We start from the raw sequence: 21976 nt of genomic DNA on the forward strand, positions 1-21976 counted from the left end.
ATTGTTTCCCGAAAAATAATTCAATTCGACAAAAGCTAGCGGTTACCTTTAGTGAAATAATAGGGGAGGTATTCTCCTTCTAAAAAAAGAATGCTCTATTTATGGAAAACTGGTATCATTATTCTTTTATAAATCTTCCATATAACATGTCACTATTGGTTTTTATCACCACTAAGTGTAAGCCTTGATTTAAAGAAGATATATCAATAGCTTCATTGGCATCATTAACTTTTTTATTGATTACCACTTCACCTAATGTATTGTAAACGTTCAAATATGCTTCAGTAGCAAGTCTTTCGTTACTAGATACAAATATGTGATTGTTACTAGGGTTGGGATAAATGTTTAAACTTTGTGTTTTAAGTTGATTTACCGAAGCACTTTCGTCATCAACCTTAAGAACAATGCTATGGCTGATGTTGGTATTAACCAAAGTGGCTGTTATTGTGGTAGTACCTTTTTTTAGAGCAGCTACTCTGCCTAAGGCGTCTATGCTTGCTATTGTAGGATCATCAATTTGCCAATTTACAGTTTGAAACGATGCATTTGAAGGACTCACAATAACTTGTAACTGTTGTTCTTCATCCTTTTTTAAGATTAAAGTTTGCGGATTTATAAGAATACCGGTGGCTTCGACTATGGGGTTTGTGTTTGGGTCAGTTGCTGTGTACCATCCACTACCAAAAGTAGAAGCGTAAAATTTACCCGGTGTATAATTATCAATGGCAATATCATTAACTCTATCTGACTGGCCGTTGCCGGTATTAACCTTTTCCCATGTAACACCAGCATCTTTAGAAAGGTAGACTCCTGCATTGCGCCCATCTATTTTAGCATTGGATAGGGTTGAAACTAAAATGATATTCGGATCATAAGACGCGGTTTCAATTCGGTTAGTCCACGGAAAATCGAATATTTTAGTCCAACTAACCATGCGATCTTCACTTACCCAAAGGCCACCATCGTTACTATTAGCGTAACTAGCCCCTGCGGTAATGTATATTTTGCCATCTTTTGCAAAGTGCACATCGTTAATACCATAATTACCAGCTATGGCTTGAGTAGATTCAACTTCAAGCCAATTATCACCATAGTCCGTTGATTTAAATAGTCCACCGTTGGAGTTTTGTATGCTTACGTACAAAGTGCTGTTGTCATTCGGGTCAATGGCAACCATGGTGGCATCTAATGATTCGGGCAAACCATTATTTGAGTCAGTCCAATTGGCACCACCATCGCTCGATTTATGAAAGCCCCAATGTGTAATGGAATTGCCAACATATTCCATGTTCCTCGATTTTTGAGGTACTACAAAATACATGTTATCAGGGTGCACCGGATCTATAGTTAGGTGTGTTTGATGCACCGATTGGTCGCCCGAATGTCCTGTTATATCCCAATAAGGAACCGCCTCTCCATGTTCATGAAAAGTAGCGCCATTATCGGTTGATCGCATTAGTTTCCCTTTTTTGGCCTGACGGAAAAATAATGCGTAATGAATATTAATATTATTAGGGTGAATAGCATACCAACTTAATGAGTTCTCGTCGTTTAATAGCTTATGGAAGTTAGCTGCTTGGGCATTTTCTCTCACATTATCACCATCTAAGTTGGTTATCCATAAACTATTTTCTCCGGCATGGCAAAACACCTTATTTGGGATAAGTGGGTGCTGAAAAAATCCATGACCGGGAACGTTGCTATTGCCTGCGCCAACGTAACTTTCTTCCTCTGAATCTCCAGTATACTCGTCGTCAATATCAACCCAAGTTTCGCCTTTATCGTAACTCATTAAGGATATTTTGGCAAGCTGTGTATGTAGCACAGAACCATCTGCATTGAATTTTACAAAGTTACAGCCCTTGCGCTCGTAGAAGTCACGGTTAACCCATTCCTTTTTATATTTTAGACTAATGTTGGTTTCCATTGGGTTATTTCGTTGCGCCCAATAGCTTGCATCTGTAGAGCCCGATTCCCAAGTCTTTCCATTACGTAGGCATACGTGCCAATTTTCTCCACCATCGGTACTTCGCCAAACTCCACCTGGTTTAAAGTTATTGCGCGAGGCATTTGAATATTCGTTATTGAGGTAGATGTTATTTACATCGTTCGGATCTATCTCAATGGTATTATATCTGATGGTAATCTTGCTTGGCATATCGGGATATTCAGCCAAGAAAGCATCATCATCCATATCGAAAATATAGGCAGCACAGTGCGAGTAGCTTTTTTTAATGTCGGCATTATTCTGAAAGTGACTCATATCCATGGCTAGGTTGCCACTGATTTTTTGCCATGTTTCACCACGGTCAGTACTTTTAAATAAACCACCCTTTTCGTCTGTTATAGTAGTTCCATCGGCCTTCCACATAGGGTTGCTGATTACTATGATGGTAAGCAAATCATCGTCTGCATTGTAATGATAATCCATGGCACGGAGCATGTCGTAATCCATACCACTATCCTTTTTCACCCAAAGGCCGCCACCATTGGTGCTTTTGTAAAAGCCTGTACTTGTAGACGCATATACAATATCAGAATTAGCCGGATCTACCAATAGCGTTTCAATACCTGTTTCCGATTCAAGTCCGTTGTTCATTAAATTCCACGAGGCACCTTTGTTTGTGCTTTTCCATATTTTATTTAAACTAGGCGCATGGGCCAGTGTACCCTTGGGCTGCGAGTGCGGGTAAAGGTTACTCCCTAAGTTGCGTAATCTACCACCTCCAGCATACCAAATATTATCATTTTTAGGGTCAACAGCTACTGCATCTACATAAATGCCATCAAAAGTAGTAACAGGCATTCTGGTCCAGGTATGTCCCAAATCTTCGGTATAAAATATACCATTGTTTCTCTCGTCGGTACTCATACCAAAGTTGGTATTGCCACGTGCAAAGTCAACACAAGTTAGCTCTATGGGGCCACGATATCCTTTTTTATAATCTGTTTCATCTACATTCAGAATGGTGTTGTATGTGTAACCGGCATCCCATGTTCCGTATGAGTTGCCCATATTAGGACTAATGAATAGTACATCAGGCTCTGTAGGATGCCAAAATGCCGATTTGCAATTACCACTCATCCCCGGGCCAAACTGTTGCCAAACAATATCTGGATTAGAGCTTACATTTTTGGTTTTTAAATCATTAAAAAAGCTTTCTTCCTCTTCAATCCATTCAATTTTAAAGTCGTCTAAGTATATCTCCGAGTTACCTGCATTGTTTGGTCTAAAGCTAAACAGTATATAGGCATTGGCATCCGTTTGGGTTGCTCTATAGCTTGTTTTGTATTGTGTCCATTCTGTCTTATCCCAATTGCTCAGGTTTATTTGATGAAGTTTAGTTCCATCTTCTGCAAATATTTTGATATTGGTGGCTGAGTTATCATTGGGGTTATCCACAAATTTATACCAAAACGTTATTTCATAGTTTTCTCCTTCTTCCAGTAAAAAGGAGCTCGTAGTTAAATTGCCTTTCTGCGATGGTGAATTAAAAATCATATTTAAACCGTAAGCATCGTTTCTTTTCGAAATGGTGTTTCGTTTAAATAAGGGCATGCTTGTACTTAGAATGCTTGCCCAATCCGTAGAAATTTCATTTTCAAAGCCGCTGTAAAAAACAGTCTCGTTGGCATAAAATATATTGGGAATAATTAGTAATATGTAAATTATTAAGTTTTTCATTGTGTGATTTTAAGTGTAGATTATTCTAGATTCTTCATCAAGCAATATTCAATAATACCTGCAATCACAAATATGGAATCCCTTTCACATAAAATGACTTAATAATAGTTGTAAAATTAGGGGATAAATGCGCATCAATGTAGTAGTTCTTATCTGTTATTTATATTAGTAACTAAGATTTTACGATTAGGTGTGAAGTATTTTCTTATGCATGTAAGATTTTGAAAACTTGACATTTAGTGTGTGAGATTTTATAATTGACATGTATTGAGAATATGAATTGACTAGTTTTTTGAAGCTTGTAATTAGCATTTATGCGGAAAAATTTTGCGTTTTATAAAAAGGTTTTGATTTGTGTTAAAGTTTGTTTTTACCCGCTATCTTTCTATTTTCACACTATATAAAAAATACTTGTTCATTACGCACACCGTACTTGCGTTATTTATATCTCAATCCTGAAAGTTATGCTAAAAAAAATATCATTATTACTGTTTTTCGTTTGCTTTTCGTTTGGTGTATGGAGTTCGAGCTTTAAAAACTTAACCACATTAGATGGCTTATCGCAAAATGATGTAAACTGTATATTTCAGGATAGTAGGGGATTTATTTGGATTGGTACACACGATGGTTTAAACAGATACGATGGATACAACTTTAAAGTGTATCGCATGGAACCACGGCAAGATGATGGTTTAGTTAGTAACATCGTTTTTACCATTACGGAGGATGCAGAAGGACATCTTTGGATTGGCTCTAGTGATAATGGAATTTGTAAATTTGATGTTGATAATAATGTGTTCACGCATTTTTCAAATTCAACTGAAAATCCTAATATATTAACCTCCAATCGAATCATACAAATTAAGGCTGATAGTTACGGTAATATTTGGTCGGTTACTGATAAGGGAGTTGATGTAATTATTACTGCCACCAATGAGGTTATTCATTTAACCCTAGCTGATTTGGGGGTAAGTAAAGGTAGTTTTCAAGGCAATTTTGGCCGTACAATACTTGAGGATTCCGAGCGTAATATATGGATTGGTACCTACAAAGGCTTGGCAAAAATGGATCCAATAAAACACAAAGTATCCTATGTTTATACACCAAGTATTAGACCCTCGTTGGTAACAAATATACAAGAGTACGGAGATTACCTAGTTGTAAGTAATGGCAGTACTGTGCGTATTTTCGATAAAAAAGCGAAAGAATATCATAAAAGCTTAAAATTATCAAGATCCACTAGAATGCTGATTGATGATTCGGGCGAATTATGGGTAGGTAGTGCAAACGGCTTGCTTTTGTGCGAGCTTGAGGGGGGTGCTCCATTGCGTTTTAAAAAGAAAAAGATATTTACCGCAAGTACTAATTCAGACGGCTTAACTGCAAACTATATTACTGCCTTGTTTAAAGATAAATCAGGCTTAATATGGATAGGTACAAATGGTGGAGGTGTTAATATTTACAATCCAAAATACAAGCCTTTCAAACATTATAATATCCAACAAGATCAAACTACAACATCATACAATAAGGTGCGTAGTGTATTTTCTGATAAAAGAAATAATTTGTGGGTTGGTACAGCCGAAGGTTTAAGTTTTATTTCTGAGAATATCCTTGAAGAACAATCAGACAACAAGAATATTGATCAGCAAAAATTAAAGGATAATTTAGTTTATTGTATAGATGAAGATGAGCAGAACGATCTGCTTTGGATGGGAGCTATTTATCCGAGTGAGGTATATGTTTATAATACTAAGAACAATCAAAATATTGATCCTTACAGGCTAGGTGTACCTAAAACGAAATCAGTTTTCTCAATATTAGTAGATAGTAAAAGCAATGTTTGGCTAGGTACCTATGGCGATGGCTTGTGGCGTCTAAAAAGAAAAAAAGATGGTACTTATTATCGCAGACAATTTGTGATGGAAGATAAGAGTTACTCTTTGTCATCAAACATTATTAGAAGCTTAATGGAGGATAAACATGGTAATATTTGGGTTGGTACATCAAACGGTCTAAATAAAATCTCTTATAAAGAAAGCCATACTAGGAATCCCCGATTTTTCGTTCATAAAAACATTAAGGACAACGAAAAATCCTTAAGTCACAACTATATACTGCCAATATATGAGTCTAAGTCAGGCGATATTTGGGTTGGCACTATGGGTGGAGGACTGAATAAATATGTTATATCAGATATAGGGGTCGAGTCTTTTGAATCCATCACAACTAAGGATGGTTTACCTAATAATGTAATAAAGGGAATACAAGAGGATGATAACCAAAACTTATGGCTTTCGTCAAACCAAGGCTTAAGCTGTTATAATCCAACTACAAAAGAAATACGAAACTATGATGTAGCAGATGGGTTGCAAGATAATGAGTTTTCGGAGTTGGCGAGTTATAAGAATAAAAATGGCGAGTTAATCTTCGGAGGAGTAAACGGACTAAGTGTTTTTAAGCCTTTGGATATTGCTGAAGATACTACCGTTGCTGAACTCGCTTTTACACGGCTTGATATTCTAAATCAGCCAATTGAAGTTGGGGAAGAAGTAAGGGGCAGGGTGCCATTGCAAAAAGATATTAATGCAACTGAACAGATTTCTTTAAAATACGAAGAGAATAGTTTTACCATGTACTTTGCCGGATTACATTTTGTAGCTCCGCATAAAAATAAGTATAAATATATACTAGAGGGTTTTGATTCTGAATGGGTTTACACTGACTCAGATGCTCGTTTTGCCAAGTATACCAACCTTAAACCCGGTAATTATACTTTAAAAGTAATGGCGACCAATAGCGATGGTTTATGGAGTAACGAAGCCCGTACCATTAGTATAACTGTTATTGCACCTTGGTGGATGTCTACCCCTGCTATGATTGCATACCTAGTAATCTTCGTACTGTTACTTTGGTTTTTCCGCCAGTTCTCTCTTATCGGAGTGCAGCAAAAAAGTCAATTATTAATGGAGCGCTTCGAGAAAGAAAAAGTACAGGAGCTTTCGCAGATGAAACTTAAGTTTTTTACGAATATTTCTCATGAGTTTCGTACTCCTTTAACCTTAATATTGGGGCCAATAGAAAAACTTATAAAAGAGAAAAATACATTGCCCGAAGATAAGGTTGATAAAATTCATCAAACAATTCATAGAAATACCAACGTTTTATTGCGCTTAATTAATCAGTTGATGGATTTTAGAAAGTACGAACAAGGCAAAATGAAAATTGAGGCAAGTGAAGCAAATGTTGTGTTGTTTATTAAAGAAGTTTCAAGAGCCTTTGAAATGGTTGCTGAGGAAAAGAATATTGAATTTAAGTTCAATACCACCTCTGATTCTATTAAGCTTTGGTTTGATCCTGATAAGCTAGAAAAGATAATATATAACCTCCTTTCTAATGCATTTAAGTATACTGATAATGGAGGTGTGATAAATATAAATGTAAAAGAAGAGAAGACGACGATATCTATTGAAGTTAATGATACTGGTATTGGCATGTCAAAAAATGTATTAAAACATGTTTTTGATAGGTTTTATAATGCCGGAAAAATTAACAATAAGCAAGGGAGTTCTGGGATTGGTTTATCCTATTCTAAAAGTTTAGTTGAAATGCACCATGGAACTATAACTGCTCAAAGTACAGAAGGCGAAGGCACTAGTTTTATTGTTGAATTATTAAAAGGGAAGCAACATCTTAAAAGAGAAGAAGTAAGGAGTACCTCAACATATCAGGTTCAAGAAGATGTTATCCAAACAGGAATAATTCAGAGCGACCAAAAGAAAGCTGAAGGTATAGTATCTTCAGATGACAAAATAAAATTATTAATAGTTGAAGATAATTTTGAATTGCGCGAGTATGTAGTTGATAATTTAGAGAGTAAATACGAAGTGCTTCAAGCTAAAAATGGTAAGGAGGGGTTAGAAATATGTAAGGAATACAATCCCGATCTTATTATCAGTGATGTTATGATGCCAATAATGGATGGCTTTGAAATGTGCGAGGCCATAAAAGCAGATGTAAGTATAAGCCATATCCCAATTATATTACTAACAGCAAAAAATTTAAGTGAGCATAAAGTTAAAGGGTATAGCTTGGGTGCTGATGCATATGTATCGAAGCCATTTGATATGGACGTTCTGCTAGCCCAAATTGACGCGATCATAGAAAAGCGGAGTTTGATAATAAATAAGTTTGATAAAAAGATAGAAGTAACGCCAACAGAAATTGCATCAACATCAATGGATGAAAAATTCTTAGCAAAGATTATTTCCATTATTGAATCAAAAATAGACGAACCTTTATTTACCGTAGAAGAATTAGCTTCGGATTATGGTATTTCAAAGGTTATCATGAATAGAAAACTGAAAGCGCTTACCGGTAAAACAGCTAAAATATTTATCAGAACCATACGTTTGAAACGTGCTGCACAGCTGCTTTCGTTGGGTCGTTATACTGTGGCTGAAGTAACTTATGAGGTCGGGTTTTCAGATTTAAAATATTTTAGAACGTGTTTTAAAACAGAATTCTCTCTTTCTCCTTCAGAATATAAAAAGAAGTTCTCAGAACAACTTACTTCAGATTCAGATGATTTAGAAGACGAAGAATAAAGGATATTTGATATCATAAATATTACCCTGAGTAGATACTAGTTATTTACTTAGGGTTTTTTGTTTATTCTCGTTTGAACGAAATAATGAATATTATCAAATGTTAAAAAGAGTAAAGTAATAAAATTCTCCAGCGTAATTAATTTGTGTGCAGTTCTCCATATGTACCTAGTAAATTAAAAGACTACGTGAAATATATTTATACTTGCACTAAGTTTTATAATATGCCCTAAATCCGCCTATTTTAGGGAAAATTAACAATTATTACCCACTTTTTAGACTTGCCTCTACCCACATAAACTTGCCTTCTTCATCTAATTTTACCTGTAACAAATGATGAATGAAAGAAAACAAAATTACATCTATGAAACGACACAATTTTAATCAATTGCTAAAACGGGGGATTTTTCTATTACTCGTATTTATGATGCAGGTTGGAATCGCAAATGCGCAATCTGTAAACATTAGCGGAACAGTTACCGATGGAGAAACTGGCGAGCCTTTGCCCGGGGTTGCTATTGTCTTTAAAGGTACATCTAATGGTACAATTACCGATTTCTCAGGTAATTATTCAATTAAAGGGCCACAAACCGGTACCCTTCAGTTCTCTTTTATAGGTTTCAATTTACAAGAAATACCTGTTGAGGGAAAAGTAAAAATTAATGCCAAACTTAAACCTAGTAGTATCGACATTGATGAAGTAGTTGCCATTGGTTACGGTACACAGAAAAAGAAAGAGCTTTCTGGAGCTGTTGTGCAGGTTAAGGCTGAGGATATTCAAAAAATATCTACATCAGATTTAGGTACCGCTTTACAGGGATCTATTGCTGGGGTAAGTGTTCAATTAAGCTCTGGTCAACCGGGTGCCAATTCTAATATTCAAATACGCGGAGTAAACTCAATTTCCGGAACAAATGCACCATTATTTGTTGTAGATGGTATTCCACAAGAAACCGATCCTCAATTAAGTAATAGTGAAATAGAGAGTGTAGATGTTCTTAAGGATGCTGCTTCTGCTGCTATTTATGGTGTGCGCGGATCAGGAGGTGTTATTCTAATTACCACTAAAACGGGTAAAGCCGGAGAGATGAAGATTACAGCTGATGGTTATTATGGTATTCAAAAAATTACATCAGGTATTGAATTGTTGGAATTTGAAGATTATTGGGCGCAGCATTTTACATATCTAGGGCAACTAAATCCCAACGATAATTCAGATAATAGTTGGACTGCAATGGAAAATACTCCTGATAACTTTACCAATAACACTAATATTATGAATGTTATTGAGCAAGATAACGCTAAGATTCAAAATTATAGTGTAAATGTTTCTGGAGGAACAAAGGACTTAACGTATAATGTTGTAGGATCATTTTTTCAACAAGATGGTACTTTAATTAATACAGGTTATGAGCGTTTTAATGTTAGAGCTAATTCATCATTAAAAAAGGGAAGATGGACAGTTAGAACTAGCTTAGGTTTCAAAGTTGATGAGCAGGAATATGCAGCTGGTAATTTATTATATGAAGCTTATAAGTACAAGCCATTCCAAAAGGTTCTTGACCCTAATGCTTCTGTAGTTAGCGATGATGGTTCAGGAAACGATAAAATCCAAACGGGTAATGTTATGGCTAAATTAAAGCAAACAGATGTTCGTAATGGCGAAAGTTTTAACGGAAATGTTACAGTTGCCTTTGAAGTAATGAAAGGTTTAAGCTTAAATGCTCGTGGGGGTGTAATTTATGGTAATAATACTAGAGTTAAAATTAACCCATTATTCGAAGTTTATGATAATGATGGCGAGTTAGTAGTAAACCCTCAAACCAGATCAGGAGTTAGGAATCAAAGTGACAAAAATTCTAAAAGTACTTTTGAAGGTGGAGCCAACTATACCAAAAAGTTTGGTAAGCATCAGATTAAGGTATTGGCTGTTGCAACAAGTGAAAAATATACTTCTTCAACATTTTATGCGCAGGGTAAAGATATCACAAGCAATGAAGTCCCAGTTTTAGAACAAACAACACAAGAGCCATCAATAGGCTCGGGTAAAGATGTTACTCGTACTTTAATTGGTTTATTAGCTCGTGCTCAATATAGTTATAAAGGTGGACGATATAATTTAAGTGTAAGTGCTCGTAGAGATGCTTCCTCAAAATTTTCAAAAGATAATAGATGGGAAACTTTCCCTTCAGTTTCTGCCAGTTGGAATGTTGCTGATGAGGCTTTTTGGAGTGGAATGTCTTCAGTTGTAAATGCTTTTAAAGTAAGAGCATCACACGGACAAGTTGGTAACAATAGTATACCTGATTATTCTTATGCTCCAACAATTAGTTCTGGCTATGATTATCCTTTCGGAGTAGAGGGAAATCCATACCTATTATTCGGACAAACTCAAGCTGCTTTTGCAAACCCGTTGGTGCATTGGGAGAGGTCAAAACAAACAAATTTAGGTGTTGACTTTGGGTTTTTTAAGAATAAGTTAACATTTAATGTAGATGTCTATAATACTGATAAAGAAGAATTATTATTTCCTCTTTTAGTGCCAACAGCTGCCGGAATTGGACGTAACCAAAAGGTATACCTCAATATTGGAGATATGAATAACAGGGGTATAGAGTTAGCTGCTAATTATCGTCACCATGGTAAGTTTAGTTGGAATATAGGTGGAACTTTCACTAAAAATCAGAATGAGATTAAGAAGATGAAAGGTTCAAATCCGATCTCTTACTTCTCAAACGGAAATCCAATTCAAACAAGTGGTAATGCTGATAAAATTACAGTGATCACTGAAGGTTATGAGGCAGGAGCATTTATGGTAATGCAAACAAATGGCATTATCAATACTAAAGAAAAGTTAGCTGAATATCAGAAAATTGACTCCGGAGCTAGAATGGGTGATTTAATTTACGTTGATCAGAACGGTGATAATGTAATTGATGAATCAGATCGTGTTTATGGCGGTAGTGGTACTCCAGAATTTGAGTTAGGCCTAAATCTTAATTGCGATTATAAAGGATTTGATTTCTCTATGCAATGGTTCGGTGCTTTTGGGCAAGAGATAATTAATGGATCAAGAATTTACGCGCATACAACCGGTACGCATAGAGATCAATTATATCAGTGGTCTACAGATAATCCGTTAGGTGTGATGCCAGCTAACCGAAAAGGTAACCATATGAACTATAGAGCGTGGTCTGATATATGGATTGAAGATGGATCATTTGTTCGTTTACGTAATGTAACACTAGGGTATACTTTGCCAAAGAAAATGTTATCTAAATTGGGTGTTTCAAAACTACGCATATATATCGCTACAGATAATCCATTAACCTTAACGAAATACACAGGATATGATCCGGAAGTTGGAGGAGATGGACTTGCTACACGTGGTCTTGACAAAGGAAATTATCCAGTTAGTGCGCAATATAGAGCAGGTGTTCAATTAGGTTTCTAATATCTAAATTAATAGAAATGAAAACGAAAAATATATTAAAATATATAGCAGCATCATTAATAGCAATATTAATGAGTAGTTGTGAGGATTTCCTAACTCAGGTAAATCCTAATGAAATAACCACTGATAGTTATTGGAGAAATCTGTCAGATACTAAAGGTGGATTAACAAGTGTGTATAATGCATTTAGAGATATGGATGTAATGGGCACCAGGTTTGAAATACCACGAAGTGATGCTTCTTATCCAGGTTGGGGGCGACCAAATACTACAAATGAGTATTATCTCCAAATATTCACTGCATCAACAGATGGAGCCAATAAAAAATGGGAGAAAATTTATTTAGGTATTTTCCGTGCCAACCAAGTTATTTTCGGTTTGGAGGGAATTAAAGATAACATGGTATCTGAAGATGAGTTGCTTGATTGGCAATATCAAATGGGACAAGCCCGTTTTTTTAGGGGTTTATTTTACCATTATTTAAATTCATCATACAATAATGGAGATGTAATTCTATATGATTTTTTACCTCAAAGTGAGGAAGACTTCAATCAACCACTTACACCATCTAGCAAGATAAAAGAGTTTTTAAGAGCTGATTTAGAGTTTGCTAAAGAAAATCTACCTGCTTCTTGGACAGACTATGCGGGTCCAGGTGAGGAAAGTTCAGAAGGGAGCCCTGTGAATAACATTAATTTAGGTAGAGTAACTTCAGGAGCAGCTACTGCAGTGCTAGGTAAAAGTTATTTATTTGAGAATGATTATCAAACAGCAGCTACTTATTTTAAAGAGATTATTGATAGCGGGGTTTATAGATTGATGGATAATATCAATGATAATTTTACTGCCAAAAACGAATTTAATCAAGAGTCTATTCTTGAAATTGGATATAATCTAAATACAAAAGTTGATGAGGGTGGTGGATCTCAACAAGGAACCACTAATACCTATCCAAATTTATATAGTAACATTGGTGGATTTAGATCTTTATATCCAGCAAACTGGTTAATATTAGCTTATAGAAACGATGCTCCAGATCCAAGTGATGCGCGTAATCATGTTGGTGTTGATGAGTTTGATGCACCTATAGTTAGAAAGTTCTCTTTAAGAACATCATACTCCATTGCTTTAATTGATGATGAAGATTGCGAACCATACTACGGTAACGAAATTATGGCAGACATTAATGCATTTAAAAATGGAGAATCTGCGTATTGGAAGAAAATGACAAACTGGGAAACTGTTTCTAGTGAAAATGATATTTTCGATAAGTCAGGTATTAATTACCGAGTTATTCGTTATGCCGAAATATTATTAATGTATGCCGAGTGTCTTCTAGAAGGTGGAAGTAATGAAGGTGGGGTACAAGCGGCCCTCGATATTATTAACCAAGTACGTTATCGTTCAGCTGTAATTTTATTAGGAGAAAGTGCAAAGGGACAATATGCAAGCTCTACGTATGATGAGAATATTTATAGTTCAACTGATGTAATGGAGCATTTAATGCATAAAGAGCGCCCAATGGAACTTTCAGGAGAAGGTTATTCTATCCGCCAAATCGATTTAAGACGCTGGGGTATTACAAAGGAACGTTTTGAGTATTTAGCAGCTAAAAAATACTATTTAGATATCTATAAGTGGGTTAATGGTGAAGGAAAAAATAAGTCTAAAAGGGGTATTATGACAGAGGGAGAAGATCCAACATATACAGGAACTGATCTTACTGAATTTACTCAGGCAGCAATTAACTACAGAGAAAGAGATCACGCCTATTGGCCTATTCCTGTAGAAGAAACTACAGCAAACTCGGAGATTAACTAATAAAAGATACCATAATGAAAAATATAAAAATTTTATTCATATTCACTATTCTTTCAAGTCTAATGGCTTGTGAGCCTGAGTATGAAGCATTAAATGATTATTCGGCAGTGGACTGGTATACAACAGCTTTTGGAAATGAAGCTAAAGTGTCTATCGGAAAATATATGTCTTATTCTGATTTGTCTCATCAAGCCTTAAGTCATTCATGGTCTTTTTCAGATACCAGTGGGTGTAAGTTTTTAAAAGGTTCTATTACTACGCAAGATAAAGAATATGAACAATTCATTGACCCTGATGCAGGTAATGAATCTTCGGATAAAACAGTACATGTATTATTTACAAAAGAAGGGATGCAATCTCTACGTCTTTATAATACTTTTAGCGATGAGGTTACGTTCTTCGGTAATGATACCCTTTATTCTGAATACAAAGATGGCATTTGGGTTATTGATACAACTTTTGTAATAGATGTTTATGACTCAATTCAACCAGCCTTTAAAGTGTATAAGGATGATGTTGAAATTATAAGTGTTGCTTATGATTCAATCCCTCTTCAATCAGAAAAAGATTTATGGACTGAAGTTGAAGTAACTTTTGGTAATTCCTTAACTTTTGTTGATTTAACAGAGAAAGGTAGACCTGATACTTATAGCTGGGAATTTAAAAATGCAACTCCTGAAATCAGCGAGGATTCCGTTTCTATGATTGCATTTAATTCAATAGGTACATTTACCGGTAAATTTACAGCATCTAGGTCTGATGAAGATTTAGCAGCTACCAAAACAAAAATTGTTCCTCTGAAAATTAAAGTAGTTCCTTCAAATGAAGATTTAATCTTTAAAGAAGCTAATAAAGCCTCGTCAACAGTTATTGAGTTGCAAACTTCTGGAGGTATTGCACCGTTTACTGGGCAAGAAAGTACATTTACTGTTCACGTAACTAATCCTAATGGATATGATGCAAGTGTACTTGTTAGTGAAGCAAAAGTAAATGTTTTAGATGCTACAATTATTGATTTAGTGCTTGCTGAAGAAATTTATAATAACGATGTTATTAAAGTGAGCTATAGCGGTAATGAAATTGAATCATTAGATGAGCGTGTGTTAGAAATTTTTACAGATGAATTAGTTGCTATTAATATTGGAAATATTCTTGACGAATCAGTTGCAGGTTTCGAGGATGCAGATGTGCTAATAAATAGTAATTATTGGGTATCTACTGTTAAAGGAACCGGAACAGCTGAATATTCAACTGAGCAAGCAGCTACAGGTAGTCAAAGTATAAAAGGAGAAAATCCAGGAACAAGTGGTAATCAAATGAGATTCTCAGGTAGTGCTGGTGAGTTATTAAATATTAAGTCTGGCGTAACTTATACCGTAAAATACAAGAGGTTTGTAACTGGAGACTCAGATATTGCAGGTGGAGATAAACTGTATTTTGGACAAGGTACTTCAACGAATGTTAAGCAAATTAATGCAGCTACAAATTTACTTGATCCAAGTCAAAAATGTAATGTGTTTTCAGGTAAACCTACAGATGTATGGTATGAGATGGAGTTTGAGTGGACGGCTGATAAAGATTATGCTGATGCGTATTTTACTTTACAGGTGAATCCGAAGGCTGGTACTTTCTATTATGATGATTTCTTTATCGCTGCTAAATCAGATAGACCTTAATAAATCAATTTATTGCACTACTGCCAATCAGCAGTAGTGCAACTATAAAAATACAATAAGATGAAAAATTTTATAAAAATAATATGTGTTGTATTATTCGCTGCAATGTATTCATGTGAGCCTGATAAATATGCGACGCCAGATATTAAACTAGTTCCTATTTATCATATCTCCGAAACAGAGAATGATGATTATTTTCTAATCGATATCTATAAGGAAAAAGATCTTTTACTAATTGAGAATAAAGATTTAACTGTTTCTTCATTTGTGACTACAGATTATGTTGATGCTTCTACAGAGGAGAGTTATGATGTTTCTTTTGTTGTATTAACAGAATCAGTTGATACCGTAATAAATATATTAAGTGAAACCACTACCCAAGAAATAGTTACTACTATAAATACAATTGAGAAATATGATTTAGGTGGAAGTCCTGAAGAGAATATTGGAGACCTTAATATTGAAATTAATACAGAGTCATCATCAGTTACCACTACTACTATTGTTAATGAAGATGGATCAGAGTCAATTGGAGTTGGTGATCCCGTTAAGGAATCAAGTCAAGATGTTGTTTTAATTAATGGTACATTAACCGAAGTAGAAGTTTATAACTAGTGAATATATAATCCCCATAATAGAAAAGGGAGGCAGTAGCCTCCCTTTTTTTGTTTATCCCTTATAAAACAACTTTCTTTCCACCATTAATATTTAATGTCAGACCTATTTTTATGCAGTCAGATTATGGAAACCATTTATAAATCAAAAATAATAAACACATGAAGAATTTAGTTATTGCAGTAGTTCTATTATTGTCAGCTAACACATTTGCACAAGAATTAAATAATTGGCAAAAACAGAAATTAGAGAAAGAGTTAACTCAAATGACAGAAGTTATGGAGTTAAATGAAAAGCAGGTGAAAAAACTAACGAAAATCAAAACAGCGCAAGCTCTTGATGCGGATAAGATTATGAAGTCTGTAACAAAAGGAACTGCTGAAGCAAAAAAAGCATGGCAAGATCATGGAAGAAAGTTTAACGGACAAGTAAAGAAAGTAGTATCAGAGGAGCAATGGAAAACATGGATTGATAGTCAAAATAAAAATAAGTCGGCAAATAATAAAAGCAAAGCAAATACAGCAGAGGGTTTAAGCGAACAAACAAGCGCATATATCCAATCTAAAGGACTTACTTCTTATCAGCTGGGTAAAGTAAATAAAGAGCTTGCTGAAATGACAAAAGTGATGTCGCTTACACAAGAGCAGCAAATTAAAGTGGTTGATGTTAAAGCAGCGCAAAGTAAGAGGTCTCAAAAAATTATGAAAGATTATGCAAAGGGTTCTGCCGAGCAAAAAGAAGCATATGATAAGCTATCAAAAGATACCTCAGATGGTTTACTAGAAGCCACATCAAAAAAGCAAATGAATATGTGGTGGACCTATAGAAAAGAAATGAAGAATTAAATGGAATAAAAATAACGGTTTAAATTATTAAAGAAGATATCTATGAAGAATTTATTAGTTGCACTTTGTTTAGTTTTATCAACAAGTGCATTTGCTCAGGAGCTAAATAATTGGCAAAAACAAAAAGTAGAAAAAGAAGTTACTCAGATGACTGAAGTAATGGGCTTGAGTGAAAAACAAGTGAAGAAAATTACAAAGATTAAAACAGCTCAAGTTATTGACTCACAAGAAATCGGAAAGACAGTTACAAAAGGAACTCCTGAAGCAAAAAAAGCCTGGCAAGAGCAAGGGAAAAAGTTTGATGCCCAAGTAAAGAAAGTTGTTTCAGATGATCAATGGAAAAAGTGGACAAGCTGCAACCAGAAGAAACCTACGAAAACTGCTAAAAAATCTTCATTAAATGAAAAGCAAAGTAAAAAAATTGAAGCTCAAGTAAAAGAAATGACAGAGATTATGTCTTTAACTAAGCAACAGCAAATTGATGTTACTGAGATCTTAATAGAAAGACAACAACAAAACAGTAAGCTTTATGCACGAAAGAAAAATGGAGAGACCATTGATAAAGAGGTGTATACGGCATTAAGTAAAGAAACTAATGATAAGTTGGTTGCAGCAACCTCTAAAAATCAAATGAATAGATGGTGGGGGCGTAATAAATAATTAGTACACTTCCTGAATGATAATGGGGTGTCCGTTGAGAAATGGGCACCCTTTTTTTATTCCTTGTTTAGCTTACTTCATGCCAAATTCCTTTTTATATTTAGCTGGAGAAACACTTGTGATATTCTTAAAAATCCGAGAGAAGTGATATCTATCTGCAAACCCAGTTTGAGAAGCAATATCTTCTATAGATAATTCTGAGTGATGTAGTAAAATACATGCTTTGTCAATTCGTTTTTTCTTCACATATTTTTGAGGTGATATACCTGTTTCTTCAGTAAAAAGTCTCGTAAATGCATTCGTTGCCAACCTTGCTTGTTCAGCCAATATTGGATTTGTTAGTTCTTCATTAATGTTGTTTTCGATGAAGTTTATCACATCTAAAATTCTATAATTTGTAGTAACTAAATTCCAGCTATCTTCTGGTAAGTGAGCTAATAAGCTACTTATTAATGATTGAATAGCTAGGCTAGAATAAAAACTAAATTTCGATTGTTCATAATTTAGATGTTGCTTTATTATCTGTAATTTCTCCTTTATATGTTCATTTATTTTAAAAATGAAAACCCCAGGAGAAATGTTATCATAGGGCATTCCGATATTAAAATGACTAAACCACTATGGACTTTCAGTCCATAGTGGTTTAGTTTATGTTCAGCTACATATGTTAATTTAGGAATGAAAATGCACTGCTTACTTTAAAATTTGATGTGCCTTATATCATAAACAAGCCTCTTATAGCCGCAAAGCCTGTGCCTAGGGTAAAATAGGTAATGTCCAAGTCTAAAGAGTGGCTTTTTGTCAGAAAAAGGCTGTTCCTATAGGCAAAAAGGCAATTCCCAATCATAAAAAGGCATTTCCCTAAGGTTAAAAGTGACTCCTTGTCATGAAAAGGCAAGGTGTGGTGGTGCAAAGTTAAGGTATGCTTGTAAAAAGAGGGTATCAAACCCAATTGACACCCTCTATCATGGGTATGTTCATAATTCTGTGTCAGAGCCGTTTCATATTCAAGCTCTGAAGATTTGGCAGATAAAACAATTGATGGCTTAAAGAACCATAACGTATCTTTATGGGAGAAACACGGAGCAACAGCAACAGGTGAAGATGTTGAGAAAGCATTTGATTATCTTGATGTAGCCAATAAGGGTGCGAAATTATTATTAACAGCTTGGGCTGCCGGATTTGATCCTGTTGGTTTAAGTAACGATCAGTTAACTGAACTGGAGCAGTTTATTTAGAGTGCAGTAAGTGTTTAAGTGTCTGATAATAAGATAAAAAAGAAGGGTTTATGTTTGGATTCCATAGTGGAACATTACCTTTTTTAAGAAGTTTTTATTAATTAGTATAGAACAAGATCATAGTGTTATTTTCTAACTTTCATAGAATGTTTAAATTTTATTGTGAAGTTACATCTATGAGTTCATCGAGAAGGAATCAAGATTAAAACGTTGCAGGCACAGCGGAATACTTTACATTTTTTGATTTAGACTAAAAACGTCAAACTTTAGTCCATATTCAAATATACTTCAATTATACTTTTGCGTATGAAAGACCCCTGTAAGTATTGACTTACAGGGGTTTCTTTAAATTGCTTTCGCACTCAGCGGAGAGAGGGGGATTCGAACCCCCGGTACCGGTAAAGGTACATACGCTTTCCAAGCGCACACGATCGGCCACTCTGTCACCTCTCCTTATTTCAGTTCGGCAAATATATAAAAAGGAATCGGATTTACTGTAGTAATACTTGTGAGTAAATTATGTTTTATGAAATGGTGAGATTTCATTTACCCATTGGTAATTTGAACAGATGATTCTCTAATATTTAATTTACCGTTAAGAACTATGCTTTGCGGAACAAATATACCCTTGTTATTAATCTGTTCTACCAATAATTCGGCAGCAGCCTTTCCAATTTCGTAAGTTGGCTGTTTTACCGAAGTTAGGCTAGGACATACATGCTCGGCTAATTTTGATTCTGAGAAACCTACAATAGCCACATCTTCGGGTATCTTATAACCATTGTTCTTAAGTGTCTTCATAAAGCCGATGGCACTTTGGTCACTTGCTGCAAAAATAGCACGAGGTACAGTATCTTCTTCCACCATTTGTTGTGCTAACTCTTCACCCTCACGCATGCTAAATCCACAGCTGATTATATGGCCAGGAGTTAATTTATACTTTCGGTGTGCATCATTAAAACCTCTACTTCGTTCTTTACTAAGTAATAAGTTTTTAGGACCAGCAATATGGGTAATGTCAGTATAACCCTGAACAATTAGGTGTTCAGTCGCAAAAAATGCCCATTTGTAATCATCAAAAACCACTTTACTAGTATTTAAATTCTCAGCTACTCTATTGAAGAATACTATTGGCATGTTTCGTTTCAATAATTTCTCATAAAAAGAATTGTTATTGTTTTCTGAAGTGAGCGAAACAAGTAGTCCATCCACCATATTATCTACCAAGGTTTCTACATTTTTCAGCTCTGTTTCTTCCGATTCGTTCGACTGCATAATTAATACCTGATAGCCTTTTTCGTGCAAAACTTCTTGTGCACCCAGTAAAACCTCTGGGAAAAAACTATTTACAAACTCGGGCACTACTATACCTACATTAAAAGATCGCTGCTGAATTAGTTTTCGGGCAATGGGATTGGGGCGATAGCCCATTTCTTCTGCAGTTTTTAAAATCAACTCTCTAGTTTCGGGTTTAATATCGTACTTATCATTAAATGCTCGCGATATTGTTGATACTGCAAGATTTAACTCTTTTGCGACATCCTTTATGGTAATATGTTTCATATATAGTGCTGGATTTTGTGCGGCTAATTTCGGAAACGTTTCCGAAAAATAAAAACGTTTTCAGAAACGTTTCCGAAAAATATTGCGATTATTTGTTAGTTCAAGCTAATTGAATTAGCTTATTTAGCATCAAACAAAAAATAAACATGGGAGCAATTGATTTAACAGTAATCTTAGTATTTACACTTTTAGTTTTTATCTGCGGTATGAGTTTTTCTCGTTCGGGCAAAAACATGAAATCCTTTTTTGCAGCCGGAGGTGCTTTACCCTGGTGGATGAGTGGGCTATCATTATTCATGAGTTTCTTCTCTGCAGGTACATTTGTTGTTTGGGGTTCCATTGCCTATCAAAGTGGATGGGTGGCCATTGCCATTCAGTGGACCATGTGTATTGCAGGTATTATAATAGGTTTATTTATTGCACCCCGTTGGCAAAAAACGGGCGCATTAACAGCAGCCGAATATATAACAGACCGTTTGGGGTATAAAACACAAAAGGTTTATACTTACTTGTTTTTATTGATCTCGGTATTTACAACGGGCGCATTTTTATATCCCGTTGCAAAAATTGTTGAAGTATCTACCGGTATTCCTATTTATGCGAGTATAGTATTTTTGGGCGTATTAATATTAATATATACCACAGTTGGTGGACTTTGGGCGGTAATTGTTACTGATGTGCTGCAATTTGTTGTATTAACAGCAGCAGTGCTTATTGTAGTACCAATGTCCTTTGATAAAATTGGTGGAATAAGTGAATTCGTAAATAATGCACCTGATCATTTCTTCGATTTTGTGAACGATGAATACTCGCCGTTATTTATGGTTGCCTTCGGATTGTATAATCTCTTTTTTATAGCAGGAAACTGGGCCTATGTACAGCGTTATACCTCGGTAGGTAGCCCAAAGGACGCTAAAAAAGTAGGCTTGCTGTTTGGTGGTCTTTACGTTTTTAGTCCACTTATTTGGATGTTGCCACCAATGATTTATCGTGTTTTAAATCCCGATTTAGGTGGCTTGGCCGATGAAGGTGCTTATCTTTTAATGTGTAAAGAAGTATTACCAGTTGGTATGCTTGGTTTAATGTTAGGCGGAATGGTATTTGCCACATCAAGTTCTGTAAATACTACCCTAAATATATCAGCAGGTGTTTTAGCTAATGATGTATATAAAAACCTAAAACCCAATGCGAGCGATGAACAGTTAGTAAAGGTTGGTAAAATTGCTACAATTTCTTTAGGTGTCATCACCATCATTGTTGCCTTACTTGTACCTATGTTAGGCGGCATAGTAGAGGTGGTTATGAGTTTAGCTGCTTTAACAGGAGGTGCAATGTTTTTACCGCCATTATGGTCCTTGTTTTCTAAAAATATTACAGGTAAATCAGCCTTAACAGTTACTGTTATTTCATTAATTGTAAATGCATTTTTTAAATTCTTAGCCCCATCTCTTATAAACGTTGAGTTAGGAAGAGCCCCAGAAATGATGCTTGGTGTTGGGTTACCTATTGTTTTATTATTGATATCGGAATTTATTATAAGTGGTTCTCCTTCCAAGGGTACTGAATATGAAATGTATCAAACAAAAAATAATGCAAAGGTTAAGGTAGAGGAAGACGAAACTGCAGGAAATAAGAAAGGAGCCAGAGTAATTGGTATAGGTGTTGGAGCAACGGGCTCGTTAATTTTAGGCCTATCTTTTATCGCCGAAAATGGCGCTACCTTAGTTGGTAGTATGGGGCTTATTGTATTAATAGTTGGAGCAATAATAGTTTATAAAAATAAGTAATATTAGTTCTTTAATCACATTTATAT

The 21976-nt window shown here is 35.1% G+C and carries 12 protein-coding genes and 1 tRNA gene; 9 read left to right on the forward strand and 4 right to left on the reverse strand.

The window, feature by feature from the left end; all coding sequences use genetic code 11:
* Positions 1-118: 118 nt before the first annotated feature.
* Positions 119-3685, reverse strand: a complete 3567-nt coding sequence (locus QMO11_RS02295) for an Ig-like domain-containing protein (RefSeq protein ID WP_282035850.1) — start codon at positions 3683-3685, stop codon at positions 119-121.
* Between the two features lie 464 nt (positions 3686-4149).
* On the opposite strand from QMO11_RS02295, the gene QMO11_RS02300 reads away from it, so the two are divergent.
* The 7 genes from QMO11_RS02300 to QMO11_RS02330 all read left to right on the forward strand — a co-directional run bounded on the left by QMO11_RS02300 (position 4150) and on the right by QMO11_RS02330 (position 17362).
* Positions 4150-8292 (forward strand): hybrid sensor histidine kinase/response regulator transcription factor, encoded by a 4143-nt coding sequence (locus QMO11_RS02300; RefSeq protein ID WP_282035851.1) that lies wholly within the window; start codon positions 4150-4152, stop codon positions 8290-8292.
* 364 nt (positions 8293-8656) lie between these two features.
* The gene (locus QMO11_RS02305; protein WP_282035852.1) at positions 8657-11746 is read left to right on the forward strand and encodes a SusC/RagA family TonB-linked outer membrane protein; all 3090 of its coding nucleotides are present in this window, start codon (positions 8657-8659) and stop codon (positions 11744-11746) included.
* A gap of 17 nt (positions 11747-11763) precedes the next feature.
* Positions 11764-13566, forward strand: coding sequence for a RagB/SusD family nutrient uptake outer membrane protein (locus QMO11_RS02310; protein WP_282035853.1), 1803 nt, complete (start codon positions 11764-11766; stop codon positions 13564-13566).
* A 14-nt stretch (positions 13567-13580) separates the two neighbouring features.
* Entirely contained in the window at positions 13581-15242 is a 1662-nt protein-coding gene (locus QMO11_RS02315) for a hypothetical protein (protein WP_282035854.1), read from the forward strand.
* A 60-nt stretch (positions 15243-15302) separates the two neighbouring features.
* The gene (locus QMO11_RS02320) at positions 15303-15857 is read left to right on the forward strand and encodes a hypothetical protein (RefSeq protein ID WP_282035855.1); all 555 of its coding nucleotides are present in this window, start codon (positions 15303-15305) and stop codon (positions 15855-15857) included.
* A 161-nt stretch (positions 15858-16018) separates the two neighbouring features.
* A complete protein-coding gene (locus tag QMO11_RS02325; protein WP_282035856.1) occupies positions 16019-16702 on the forward strand; it encodes a hypothetical protein in 684 nt (227 codons plus the stop codon).
* A 42-nt stretch (positions 16703-16744) separates the two neighbouring features.
* Positions 16745-17362: a hypothetical protein gene (locus QMO11_RS02330; RefSeq protein WP_282035857.1), complete on the forward strand. Its 618-nt coding sequence runs from the start codon at positions 16745-16747 to the stop codon at positions 17360-17362.
* 72 nt (positions 17363-17434) lie between these two features.
* Here the strand turns inward: QMO11_RS02330 and QMO11_RS02335 are convergent, their stop codons facing one another.
* The gene (locus QMO11_RS02335) at positions 17435-17956 is read right to left on the reverse strand and encodes a helix-turn-helix domain-containing protein (RefSeq protein ID WP_282035858.1); all 522 of its coding nucleotides are present in this window, start codon (positions 17954-17956) and stop codon (positions 17435-17437) included.
* Between the two features lie 428 nt (positions 17957-18384).
* Here QMO11_RS02335 and QMO11_RS02340 point away from each other — a divergent pair, with 428 nt between their 5' ends.
* Positions 18385-18600 (forward strand): class II aldolase/adducin family protein, encoded by a 216-nt coding sequence (locus tag QMO11_RS02340; RefSeq protein WP_282035859.1) that lies wholly within the window; start codon positions 18385-18387, stop codon positions 18598-18600.
* A gap of 366 nt (positions 18601-18966) precedes the next feature.
* Here the strand turns inward: QMO11_RS02340 and QMO11_RS02345 are convergent.
* Positions 18967-19053, reverse strand: a tRNA-Ser gene (locus tag QMO11_RS02345).
* A 93-nt stretch (positions 19054-19146) separates the two neighbouring features.
* Positions 19147-20163 (reverse strand): LacI family DNA-binding transcriptional regulator, encoded by a 1017-nt coding sequence (locus QMO11_RS02350; protein WP_282035860.1) that lies wholly within the window; start codon positions 20161-20163, stop codon positions 19147-19149.
* 146 nt (positions 20164-20309) lie between these two features.
* Between QMO11_RS02350 and QMO11_RS02355 the strand changes: the two genes are divergently transcribed.
* Positions 20310-21950, forward strand: a complete 1641-nt coding sequence (locus QMO11_RS02355; RefSeq protein ID WP_282035861.1) for a sodium:solute symporter family protein — start codon at positions 20310-20312, stop codon at positions 21948-21950.
* Positions 21951-21976 lie beyond the last annotated feature (26 nt).

Source organism: Saccharicrinis aurantiacus, assembly GCF_947489045.1.
GTDB classification, from domain to species: domain Bacteria; phylum Bacteroidota; class Bacteroidia; order Bacteroidales; family Marinilabiliaceae; genus Saccharicrinis; species Saccharicrinis aurantiacus.

What these genes read in the sequence shown, in the direction of transcription:
- QMO11_RS02315 (WP_282035854.1), top strand. Translation starts at nt 13,581, where the DNA reads ATGAAAAATATAAAAATTTTATTCATATTCACTATTCTTTCAAGTCTA.
- QMO11_RS02355 (WP_282035861.1), top strand. Translation starts at nt 20,310, where the DNA reads ATGGGAGCAATTGATTTAACAGTAATCTTAGTATTTACACTTTTAGTT.
- QMO11_RS02310 (WP_282035853.1), top strand. Translation starts at nt 11,764, where the DNA reads ATGAAAACGAAAAATATATTAAAATATATAGCAGCATCATTAATAGCA.
- QMO11_RS02325 (WP_282035856.1), top strand. Translation starts at nt 16,019, where the DNA reads ATGAAGAATTTAGTTATTGCAGTAGTTCTATTATTGTCAGCTAACACA.
- QMO11_RS02335 (WP_282035858.1), bottom strand. Translation starts at nt 17,956, where the DNA reads ATGCCCTATGATAACATTTCTCCTGGGGTTTTCATTTTTAAAATAAAT.
- QMO11_RS02295 (WP_282035850.1), bottom strand. Translation starts at nt 3,685, where the DNA reads ATGAAAAACTTAATAATTTACATATTACTAATTATTCCCAATATATTT.
- QMO11_RS02305 (WP_282035852.1), top strand. Translation starts at nt 8,657, where the DNA reads ATGAAACGACACAATTTTAATCAATTGCTAAAACGGGGGATTTTTCTA.
- QMO11_RS02320 (WP_282035855.1), top strand. Translation starts at nt 15,303, where the DNA reads ATGAAAAATTTTATAAAAATAATATGTGTTGTATTATTCGCTGCAATG.
- QMO11_RS02330 (WP_282035857.1), top strand. Translation starts at nt 16,745, where the DNA reads ATGAAGAATTTATTAGTTGCACTTTGTTTAGTTTTATCAACAAGTGCA.
- QMO11_RS02350 (WP_282035860.1), bottom strand. Translation starts at nt 20,163, where the DNA reads ATGAAACATATTACCATAAAGGATGTCGCAAAAGAGTTAAATCTTGCA.
- QMO11_RS02300 (WP_282035851.1), top strand. Translation starts at nt 4,150, where the DNA reads ATGCTAAAAAAAATATCATTATTACTGTTTTTCGTTTGCTTTTCGTTT.